The following is a 10,604-nucleotide window of genomic DNA, read 5'->3' on the forward strand; positions in this document are numbered from 1 at the left end:
GGGGCCCGCATGGACAGGCCCCACAAGCGCCGCGGCTCCTCCCCCCCCGCCCCCCCGCGCCCCCCCCAAACCCCCGCTCGCGTCCTGCAAAGTGCTCGCTATAGCGAGCACTTTGCAGGACGCAAGCCCGGGGTTTCGGCGTCAGACGTACTCGGGGGCGGTGAGCAGCAGCCACTGGGCCAGGTGCGCGGCAAAGGAGCTGCGCACCAACACCTTCACCAGGTCGTCGTCGGTCCAGGCCGGTCCGTCGCTGAACACCACGACCGCGCACTGCGCGAGCAATGTCTGGGCGCAGGAGCTCTCCGGCAGCTGGTGCAGGTCGATGGCCAGACCATGGGCCAGTACCCGGCGGGCGTTGCGACCGGACACTCTGATCATCGTCCGGGTGGCCGACACATCCGTCACCGCAGCGGGTTCCGCGCCGAGCGCCGCACGCAACCTCAGCTCCAGATCGGCGCCGTGGCCAGGGCCGGCCAGCACCAGGAACTCGTCCGGTCCCAGCGCCAGCACGGCGTCGCTCCCGGAGTAGGTGACCTCGCCGGTCCGGTGGGGTAGGTCGGTCCCGAGTACAGCAGTGACCGCCGCCGCGCCGGCGGATCCGCGAGTCACCCTGACCAGAACCTGTGTGGTCAGGGGTGATTCGGCGATCCGGACGCCTGCTCCGGCGGTCTGGGACGCCGTGGCGAAGGCGTCGCAGTAGGCAGCCAGCGGTGAGACCGGCAGTGCGGCGGTGATCCCTGCCGACGGCAGCGGGGCACCGTCACCGTCCGGATCCCCGTCGCGGCGCAGGCCATCCGGATCGACGAGGACCGGACCGGTCACCGTGACCGGCTGCGGGATGTCGTCGACGACGACGTAGACCGTGCTCCCGATGCGGTCCCGGCCACCCTTGAGCAGCGCGAGCGCGAAAGTACGCTCCAACGCCGCCGACGGGTAGGACGAGGTGACGTGGCCGAGCATCGGCACCGGCGGTTCCGGCAGCTCCGACAGGGCGACGATCTGGGCGCCTTCGGGCAGGAGCAGGGTCTTGTCCTGCGGCAGCAGGCCGATCAGATGCTTGCGGTCGGGGCGGGAATTCTCCTCGCGCGCGAACGACCGCTTGCCGATGAAGTCAGCCTTCTTCTTCGACACCACCCAGCTCATCCCCAGATCCTGCGGAGTGATGGTGCCGTCGGTGTCCTGACCGATGATGGGATAACCCTTCTCCGCTCGCAGGACGTGCATCGCCTCGGTTCCGTAGGGGGTCAGTCCGATCGGGGAGCCGATGCGCCACACCGCACGCCATAGGGCGGCGGCCTCGTGCCAGGCCACGTTGATCTCGTAGGCGAGCTCACCGGAGAACGAGATCCGGGCGACCCGGGCCGAGAGGCCGGCCACGGTGGTGTCGCGCCAGGCCATGAACGGGAACTCGTCGTTGCCCGTCGCCAGCTCCGGTGCGAGGGCCGCCAGCAGCCCGCGGGATCTCGGCCCGACGAGCGCCATCGTGGCCCACTGCTCCGTGACGGACGCGCACCAGACCTGCAAGTTCGGCCACTCCGTCTGCAGCCACTCCTCCATCCAGTCGAGGATCTTCGCAGCATTGCCCGTCGTGGTGGTGACGAGGTAGCGCTCCGGCGACAGGCGGAAAACGGTGCCGTCGTCGATGGCCATGCCGTCGGGTCCGCACATCACGCCGTAGCGGATCATGCCGACCTTGAGGTTCGACATCAGGTTTGTGTAGAGCATGTCGAGGAACTGCGCCGCATCCGGCCCCTGGACGTCGATCTTGCCCAGTGTTGAACCGTCCATGAACGCGACATTGGCTCGGGCGGCGGTACATTCGCGTGCCACGGCGGCGTGCAGGTCTTCGCCGGGCGCCGGGTAGAACCACGGCCGCTTCCACTGCCCGACGTTCTCGAACTCCGCGCCGTGCTCCACGTGCCACTGGTGCGCACCGGTCGTCCGCACCGGGTCGTAGAGGTCCCCACGCTCCCGGCCGGCCAGCGACGCGAACGAGATCGGCGTGTAGGGCGGGCGATAGGTGGTGGTGCCCAGCTCGCCTGGCTCGACGCCCAGGACGTGCGCGACCACCGCGGTGGCCAGCACGCCGGAGGTCTTGCCCTGGTCGTGCGCCGTTCCGGCGGTGGTGTAGCGCTTGACGTGCTCGACCGACGCGAGGCCGGCGCCGGTGGCCCGCAGGACGTCAGCGACGGTGACATCCCTTTGCACGTCGACGAAGTGGTCCGTCATGCCGGCGGGATCGGCGCCGTCGCTGGTGACCAGGTAGAGTGCCGCGGCCGGCATGGACAGCTCCAGCAGGTCGTCGGTCGGAGGCAGGATGACGGCGTTGCCGGTGAGCCCGGTGTCACCGCCCGCCGCGCCGCCGTCGGCCACTGCCTCGGCGGTGGTCCGCAGGCCTCGGGCCGCGCCGACCACCGTCACCCGCTGACGAGCACCGGCTGGGACGAAGGAACCGACGCCGGCGTCGAAGACCAGTTTGCCGCCGGCTTGCGAATACAGGTGGACGGCGGGGTTCCAGCCGCCAGAAACGGCGAGCAGATCCGCTGGGACGCGGATGATGTCGCCGTCCGGCAGGGTCACCAGCACCGCGGTGAGAGCGCCGTCGTCAGACGTTTCCGTCCCGGTGACGACGCTGCCGATCAACACCGTCCCGGTGCTGAGCTCGGGGGTCGGGTCGGGCACCTGATCGGTCGGCAGGCGCGGGTCGACGATGATCACCGAAGCGCCGACGGCCATCAGCTCGCCGGCCACCCGGTAGGCGTCGTCGTGGGCGGTGAACAGGACCACCTGATCGCCGGCCAGCACCCCGTACCTTTGGAGGTAGACGCGGACGGATTCCGCCAGCATCACGCCGGGAACATCGTTGCCGCGGAACACGATCGGACGTTCGTGGGCGCCCGTGGCGAGCACCACCCGGCCCGCCCGGATCCGCCAGATGCGTTCGCGCACGGCATCCGGGGCGTCGTCGGCGCCATCGTGGGAGGTCAGCCGTTGCACTGCGATGAGATAGTTGTCGTCGTAGTAGCCGGTGACGGTGGTCCGTTGCAGGTGCACGACATTCGGCATGGTCCTGAGTTCGGTGACAAGATCAGCAGCCCAGGAGATCTCGTTGCGGGTGAGCAAAGCGCCGCCGGGCTGGGCGCGTTCGTCGATCAGGAGCACGCGCTCGCCGCTGCGGCCGGCGGTGAGAGCGGCAGACAGTCCGGCCGGTCCGGAGCCGACAATGGCTACCTCGCAGTGGTGGTGGATCGCGTCGTACGTGTGCGGGTCACCGTCCGGCCACAGCTCCATGTCGGCCAACCGGCCCTGGCCGTAGATGCTCCGGGCGGCCATCTTGTCGACGACCTCGACGGTGGTCGCCGTCAGCATCGGTTCCGGGAAGGGCTTCTCGATCTGGATGACGCCGGTCGGTTCCTCGGCGCCGGCGGCCATGATTCCCCGCGGGCGGCCGAGCATCACCGAGTGCCCGGTCACCCTGATGCCCGAGGCCAGGAGCGCCGAGGCCAGCGTGTCGCCGGGGTGGGCGTCGAGGGCCTTCCCGTCGAACGTCACGTCGAGGGTGCGCGTGCGGTCGATGCGCCCGCCGGAGGCAAGTCTGCTGCTGGTCATGCGGTGGCCTCTGCCAATCGGTCGGAAAGCTGTTCGGGGGACAGTATTGTCGTCACGTTGTGGGACTTCTCAGCGGGCTGAAGGCGTTACAACACCGGCCGGGGTTCGCCGGCCCGGTAGATCGCCAGGAACTCGTAGGTGGCGGTGTCCCGGACGGCGTTGAACCATCTGCGGCAACCGGCCGAGTGCAACCAGCGCTCGGCGAACGGGCCCTTCGGGTTGTCGCGGTAGAAGAGGAACTGCGCCCACTCCTCGTCGGTGCAGTGTGCGCCGCCGTCCTCGGGATAGGGGACGTGCGCCTGGCCGCCGTAGTGGAACTCGTTCTCGTTGCGGGGCCCGCACTCCGGGCAGTCGATCAGCATCATGGTCTTCAACAGCTCCGTCGGAGAAAGGCTGGGGAGGAAAGGGTCAGTGCGCGACGGCGGCGGCGCCGTGCTCGTCGACCAGTCGGCCGGTGGTGAAACGCTCGAGGGAGAACTCGCCCATCAGGTCCGGGACCTTGCCGGTGGCGATGAGCTCGGCCATCTGGTGTCCGACACCCGGTGTCGCCTTGAAACCGCCGGTGCCCCAACCGCAGGTGACGTAGAGGTTCTCCACCGGCGTCAGCCCCATGATGGCCGAGGCGTCCGGGGTGGTGTCCACGATCCCGCCCCAGGTGCGCAACACGTGCGCCCGCGCGAAGATCGGGAAGAGTTCGACGGCGGCGGACATCTGGCGTTCGATGACGTGGAAGGCGCCGCGTTGGCCGTAGCCGTTGTAGGAGTCGACCCCTGCGCCCATGACGAGTTCGCCCTTGTGCGCCTGGGAGACGTAGACGTGCACCGCGTTCGACATGACGACCGTCGGGTGGACGGTCTCCAGCAGCTCGGACACCAGTGCCTGCAACGGATGTGACTGGATCGGCAGGCGGAAGCCCGCCATGGCGGCGAGCACCGAGGAGTGCCCGGCGCCGATCATCGCCACCGCGTCGGCGGTGATCGGCCCGCGGGAGGTCTGCACCCCGGTGACCTTGCCGGCGGTCACGTCGATCCCGGTGACCTCGCAGTTCTGCACCAAGTCGATCCCGGCTGCGTCGGCCGACCGGGCGAAGCCCCAGGCGACGTAGTCGTGCTTGGCGATGCCACCGCGCGGCTGATACGTCCCGCCCAGCACCGGATAGCGGATGTTGTCGTTGATGTTGAGGATCGGGCAGATCTCCTTGGCACCCTTGGCATCTACCCACTCGGCGTCGATGCCGTTGAGCCGGTTCGCGGCCACCCGGCGACGCGAGTCGCGAATGTCGGTCAGCGAGTGGTCGAGGTTCAGCACCCCGCGCTGGGAGAACAGGATCGGGTAGTCCAGATCGACATCCAGTGTCTCCCAGAGCTTCAGCGCATGCTCGTAGATCCCGGCGCTGGCGTCCCACAGGTAGTTCGACCGGATGATGGTGGTGTTGCGGGCCATGTTGCCGCCCGCGAGCCAGCCCTTCTCCAGGACGGCGACGTCGGTGATGCCGAGCTTCGCCAGGTAGTGGGCGGTGGCCAGACCATGGCCGCCGCCCCCGATGATCACCACCTGGTAGTGACGCTTGGGCTCCGGGTTGTGCCACAGGAACTCCGGGTGGTGCGGGAGTTCGGCGCCGGGCGGAACCTGTTGCGTGGTCACATCTTTGCCTTTTGTCTGTGGAGGTCAGTAACTGAGGTCGGAGTAGAGCGGGTGCTTGTCGGTGAGCGCGGCGACGCGGGTGCGCAGGGAGTCGGCCAACTTGCCGTCGAGTTCTCCGACGGGCGCGATGAGCGCCACCGCGATGATGTCGGCCACCTCGGCGAAGTCGACCTCGTCGAAACCGCGGGTGGCCAGCGCCGGGGTACCGATGCGCAGCCCGGAGGTGACCATCGGCGGGCGCGGATCGAACGGCACGGCGTTGCGGTTGACGGTGATGCCGACCGAGTGCAGCCGGTCCTCGGCCGACTGGCCGTCGAGGTCGGAGTTGCGCAGGTCGACCAGGACGAGGTGCACCTCGGTGCCACCGGTCAGCACGCTGATCCCGGCGGCGGTGACGTCATCGGCGACCAGACGCTCGGCGAGCAGGGCCGCACCGCGCAGGGTGCGGCCGGCGCGCTCGTTGAACTCCGGCGTCGCGGCCATCTTGAAGGCGACCGCCTTCGCCGCGATGACGTGCTCGAGCGGACCACCCTGCTGGCCGGGGAAGACGGCCGAGTTGATCTTCTTGGCCAGGGCCGGATCGTTGGTCATGATCACGCCGCCGCGGGGACCGCCGAGGGTCTTGTGCGTCGTGGACGTGGTGACGTGGGCATGCGGAATGGGTGACGGGTGCAGACCGGCGGCGACCAGACCGGCGAAGTGGGCCATGTCGACCATCAGGTAGGCGCCGACCTCGTCGGCGATCTCCCGGAACCGGGCGAAATCGAGCTGACGGGGGTACGCCGACCAGCCGGCGATGATCAGCTTCGGCTGGTGCTCGCGCGCCAACCGCGCGACCTCGTCCATGTCGACGCGGTGGTCCTCCTTGGACACCTCGTAGGCCGCCACGTGGTAGAGCAGCCCGGAGAAGTTGATGCGCATGCCGTGGGTCAGGTGACCGCCGTGGGCGAGGGACAGGCCGAGAATCGTGTCGCCCGGCTTGATCAGGGCCTGCATCGCCGCGGCGTTGGCCTGCGCGCCGGAGTGCGGCTGCACGTTGGCGAAGCCGGCTCCGAAGAGTGACTTCAGCCGGTCGATGGCCAGCTGCTCGATGACGTCGACGAACTCGCAGCCGCCGTAGTAACGGCGTCCTGGGTAGCCCTCGGCGTACTTGTTCGTCAGGACGCTGCCCTGGGCCTCCATGGCGGCAACCGAGGCGAAGTTCTCGCTTGCGATCATCTCGAGGGTGCTCTGCTGGCGGTGTAGCTCGTTGGCGATCTGGGCGGCGATCTCCGGGTCGGCCTCGGCGAGCGAGGTGAAGAGCCCCGGCCTGGTGGAGGCGGACCGCGTGGGCAGGTCAGCCGTCTTCGTCCCGGTCGTCCCGGTCGTCACGGTCAAAATTTCGGTGGTCGTCATCGAGCAGTCTCCCTGATCCGTGCGCCCCGGAACAGCAGGTCGGCGGCGCGCTCTGCGGCGGCGGATGCAGAACTCCCGCACCCGTCGTCAAGGGTAGTGAGGTCGGCGCCGAATCCCCAGCCGGAGCGGGTGTGGCAGTGCTCGCTCAGCATCGGATCTTCTTCATCTCCGGGTCGAACGCGGGCTCGGCGGTGACCACCGCGCGGTACCGCTCGCCGAAGTAGCCGATCTCGACCGCCGTCCCCGGCGCGGTCAACTCCGCCGGCAGCCAGGCGTAGGCCAGCGGCACGCCCAGCGTGTACGAGTACGCCGCCGACGTCACGTACCCGACCGCTCTTGAATCGACCGCGCTCATCATCGGGTCGATTCCTGCCCCACCCGTCACATTTGGGCCAACTTCATGAGCGCCGTCGAAGTTGATAAGCGCGGGGGTGGGGGGGGCGGGGAAGACGGGCTCGGAGCCGAGGACGATGTCGTTCGGGCCTTCGATGGTCAGCAGGCAGAGGCGCTTGCCGTCGTCCTCCCGAGCCACCAGAGCCGATTTGCCGAGGAACTCCTGGTCCAGCTTCACGGCGAAGTCGACGCCCGCCTGGATCGGGGTGTGCTCGTTGGTCATGTCGCCGCCGAAGCTGCGGTAGCCCTTCTCGATGCGCAACGCATTGAACGCCCCGCGGCCGGCGGCGATGATCCCGTGCTCGGCTCCGGCCTTCATCAGCAGGTCCCAGAGTACAAGGCCCTGATCCGCGGTCGTGTACAGCTCCCAGCCCAGCTCGCCGACGTAGGACAACCGCATCGCGGTGACCTCGACGGTGCCCAGGAAGCAGGTCTGCGCGCGGAAGTACTTGAAGCCGGTGTTCGAGAAGTCGGCGTCGGTCAGCGGCTGGACGACGTCACGGGCGCGCGGCCCCCAGATGCCGATGCAGCACGTGCCGGCCGTGATGTCACGGACCTGGACGGACGACGCCGCAGGCAGATGACGGCGCATCCAGTCGAGGTCGATCGCGCCGTTGGCGCCGACCTGGTAGTGCTCGGCGCCGAGGCGGGCCACGGTGACGTCGGAGCGGATACCGCCGTCGACGTCGAGCATCAGGCAGTAGGTGACCGAGCCGATCGACTTGGCCATCTTGCCGGTGACCAGGCTCTGCAGGAACTCCGTGGCCCCGGCACCGGTCACCTCGATGCGCTTCAAAGCGGTCATGTCGTAGAGCGCGACGTCGGTGCGGGTGATGGCAGCCTCGGCTGCGATCGTCGGCGACCAGAACTTCCCGGCCCAGTCGCCCGGCTCGGGGATGTGCCAGCCGCTGTTCCGGTCGCTGGTGACGAGGCTGTCGTTCGCCGCGTACCAGTGCGGGCGCTCCCAGCCGCTCGCCTCGAGGAATTCCCCACCCAACGAGACCTGCCGCGGGTAGAACGGCGAGGTGCGCAACGGCCGGGAATGGTTCATCGGCTCCAGCGGATGCAGGATGTCGTAGACCTCGACGAAGTTCTGGCAGTCCTTGGCCTCGATGTACTTCGGTGCGAGCTGGTGCCGTTCGAACCGGTTGACGTCGCAGGCATGCAGGTCGAACGACGACGAGTAGCCATCGATGATCCACTCCGCCATGGCTTTTGCGACACCGGCCGAGTGGGTGACCCAGACCGCCTCGGCGGTCCAGAACCCGTCGAGGGTGGCATGCGGGCCCATCAGCGGCATGTTGTCGGTGGTGAACGAGAAGACACCGTTGAACGCGGTCTTCAGGTCGAGCTCGCCGAGAGTGGGCATGATGCGGGCGGTCTCGGCCAGCGGGAATTCGAAGTCCTCCGGGGTGAAGTCCAGCACCGACGGCTGGCCGCCGGCAGACTCCGCGTCCCGCCAGGAGGCGAGATCGGTCGCCTCCACCGGCATCGGGCGGTGCCGGTAGGAGCCGATGCCCAGCCCGGTCCCGTTCTCGCGGTAGTACAGATCGGCGTCCTGGTGCCGTAGGACGGGACGGATCGACTCGGTGGTGCGACCCGCCAGATCCCGGACCGTGTCGGTCCAGACGAACTGGTGCGCAAGGGGAGTCAGGCCCAGCGTCTGTCCGACCATGGCCGCGACCTTCGGGCCCCAGATGCCGGCGCAGCAGACCACGATGTCGGCCGGCAGGTCACCCTGGTCGGTCCGCACGCCGGTCACCTTGTTGCCGGACGTCAGGATGTCGAGCACCTCGTGGCGGGCCAGAACCGTTGCGCCCCTGGATACAGCCCGGTCCAGCTGCGCGCCGACCGCACGGACGGCCTTGGCGATCCCGTCGTTGGGGACGAAGAGTCCACCATGGATCGTGCTGGACTCCAACAGGTCCCAGGTCCTGACGACTTCTTCGGGGTCCATCAGGCGGGCGCCCTCGACGCCCCACGAGTGGGCGTAGCCGAGTCGCCGCTGCAACTCCACGGCGCGTTCCGGGGTCGTAGCGATCTCCAGACCGCCGACCGCGAGGTAGCAGGGATCGCCCTGGTAGGTCAGGCGAGAGAACTTGTCGACGGTGTACTGCGCGAAGTCCGTCATCACCTTGGTGCCGTTGGTCTGGAAGACCACACCGGGCGCGTGGGAGGTGGATCCGCCGGAGACGGGGAGCGGGCCGCCGTCGACCACGGTGACGTTGGTCCAGCCGCGCTCGGTGATCTCGTCGGCCAGGCTCGCACCGACGATGCCGCCGCCGATGATGACGACCGACGGTAGAGCGGATGGTGACGTCATCTGTCCTCCGGTTCCGTAATACGCAACGCACTGCGCTGTATGCAACAACTTTGGTCGAGCGTGGGGCGCCTGTCAAGAGCCTGCCGAACCCCGAACCGAGCGTCCGTGTGGGACGCGGCGCCCGGTTCGGGTGTGGAACGAGCAGGGGCCTACTTGAGCCAGGCCTTGACCTTGACCTGGTTGGCGTCGACCCACTTCTTCGCCGCCGCCGCTGGGGTCATCTTGTCGGCGGTGATGTAAGCGGCGACGGTGTTCTGGTCGTCGTTGGTCCAGTTGAACTTCTTGATCAGGCTGACGGCCGGCGATCCCGAGGTGGCGAACTTCGTGCCGATGATCTTGTTGAGCTTGTCCTCCGGGTAGTCGCAGGCGATCTTGGCTGCCACCGCGTCACAACCGGTGGTGTAGGCGGGCAGGGTCACCCTGGCGAGCTTGACCTCCGACAGGAACCACTGCGGCGCGTAGAAGTAGCCGATCAGCGGGGTCTTGTTCGCCTCCGCCGTCCGGAACGACTGGATCAGTGCCGCCTCGGACCCGGCGTAGACCACCTTGTAGTTGAGCTTCAGGTTGGTCACCAGGGCCTCGTCGTTGGTGACGAAGGACGGGTCACCGTCGAGGAACTGGCCGACGCCGCCCGACTCCGACGTCTTGAACATGTCCGCGTACTTGTTGAGGCTCTTGTAGTCGAGGATGTCCGGGTACTTGGTCGCCATCCACGGCGGGACGTACCAGCCGATCTGTCCGACGTTGCCGATGTAGCCGGCGTCCTGGGCGACCTTCTGCTCGGTGATGTACTTCTTGATCAGGTCGTCATGGCCCCAGTTCTCCATGATGACGTCGATCTGGCCGGTCGGGAATCCCTGCCAGGCGATCTCCTCCTTCAGGGCCTTCTGGTTCACCTTGCAGCCAAGGGAGTTCTCGGCGATGTAGGTGTACACCGCTGCATCGGCGGTGTACCCGACCCAGTCGTTCATGGCCAGGTTGACGGTCCCGCACGCCGCAGCGGCGGGTGCACTCGAACCGGAAACTGCTGCGCTGGTGGAGGATCCGGCGGCCGGGGCGGCGCTGGTGGCGCCGTTGACGGTGGCGCCGCCGCAGGCGCTCAGCAGGAGCGCGGCGATCGCCGTCCCCACCCCGATCCGTCGGCCGGATCGGGACGCCGATCCGGACCGCCGATTGGCCACTGATCCCTTGATGATCCCGGATCTGGTGTTGAACACTGACATCGAACCTCCTGTGACGG

The 10,604-nt window shown here is 68.2% G+C and carries 7 protein-coding genes; all 7 read right to left on the reverse strand.

The genetic code is table 11. The features are described 5' to 3' along the window. Positions 1 to 141: 141 nt before the first annotated feature. Complete coding sequence (locus ABIB25_RS21010; RefSeq protein ID WP_354530477.1) at positions 142 to 3,609, reverse strand: 2Fe-2S iron-sulfur cluster-binding protein; 3,468 nt, start codon at positions 3,607 to 3,609, stop codon at positions 142 to 144. An 86-nt stretch (positions 3,610 to 3,695) separates the two neighbouring features. After that, a complete protein-coding gene (locus tag ABIB25_RS21015) occupies positions 3,696 to 3,974 on the reverse strand; it encodes a sarcosine oxidase subunit delta (protein ID WP_354530565.1) in 279 nt (92 codons plus the stop codon). A gap of 43 nt (positions 3,975 to 4,017) precedes the next feature. Continuing rightward, positions 4,018 to 5,253, reverse strand: coding sequence for a sarcosine oxidase subunit beta family protein (locus ABIB25_RS21020; RefSeq protein WP_354530478.1), 1,236 nt, complete (start codon positions 5,251 to 5,253; stop codon positions 4,018 to 4,020). A gap of 24 nt (positions 5,254 to 5,277) precedes the next feature. Continuing rightward, on the reverse strand, positions 5,278 to 6,648 hold the full coding sequence (gene glyA, locus ABIB25_RS21025; RefSeq protein WP_354530479.1) for a serine hydroxymethyltransferase: 1,371 nt from the start codon (positions 6,646 to 6,648) through the stop codon (positions 5,278 to 5,280). Next, entirely contained in the window at positions 6,645 to 6,800 is a 156-nt protein-coding gene (locus ABIB25_RS21030) for a hypothetical protein (RefSeq protein ID WP_354530480.1), read from the reverse strand. The genes glyA and ABIB25_RS21030 overlap by 4 nt, the downstream gene beginning before the upstream one ends. Continuing rightward, entirely contained in the window at positions 6,794 to 9,364 is a 2,571-nt protein-coding gene (locus ABIB25_RS21035) for a GcvT family protein (RefSeq protein ID WP_354530481.1), read from the reverse strand. Before ABIB25_RS21035 ends, ABIB25_RS21030 begins: the two co-directional genes overlap by 7 nt. A gap of 149 nt (positions 9,365 to 9,513) precedes the next feature. Beyond that, a complete protein-coding gene (locus tag ABIB25_RS21040) occupies positions 9,514 to 10,587 on the reverse strand; it encodes an ABC transporter substrate-binding protein (protein ID WP_354530482.1) in 1,074 nt (357 codons plus the stop codon). Positions 10,588 to 10,604 lie beyond the last annotated feature (17 nt).

It is taken from the genome of Nakamurella sp. UYEF19 (assembly GCF_040546275.1).
Lineage (GTDB): Bacteria > Actinomycetota > Actinomycetes > Mycobacteriales > Nakamurellaceae > Nakamurella.

What these genes read in the sequence shown, in the direction of transcription:
- glyA (WP_354530479.1), bottom strand. Translation starts at nt 6,648, where the DNA reads ATGACGACCACCGAAATTTTGACCGTGACGACCGGGACGACCGGGACG.
- ABIB25_RS21035 (WP_354530481.1), bottom strand. Translation starts at nt 9,364, where the DNA reads ATGACGTCACCATCCGCTCTACCGTCGGTCGTCATCATCGGCGGCGGC.
- ABIB25_RS21030 (WP_354530480.1), bottom strand. Translation starts at nt 6,800, where the DNA reads ATGCTGAGCGAGCACTGCCACACCCGCTCCGGCTGGGGATTCGGCGCC.
- ABIB25_RS21010 (WP_354530477.1), bottom strand. Translation starts at nt 3,609, where the DNA reads ATGACCAGCAGCAGACTTGCCTCCGGCGGGCGCATCGACCGCACGCGC.
- ABIB25_RS21015 (WP_354530565.1), bottom strand. Translation starts at nt 3,974, where the DNA reads ATGATGCTGATCGACTGCCCGGAGTGCGGGCCCCGCAACGAGAACGAG.
- ABIB25_RS21040 (WP_354530482.1), bottom strand. Translation starts at nt 10,587, where the DNA reads ATGTCAGTGTTCAACACCAGATCCGGGATCATCAAGGGATCAGTGGCC.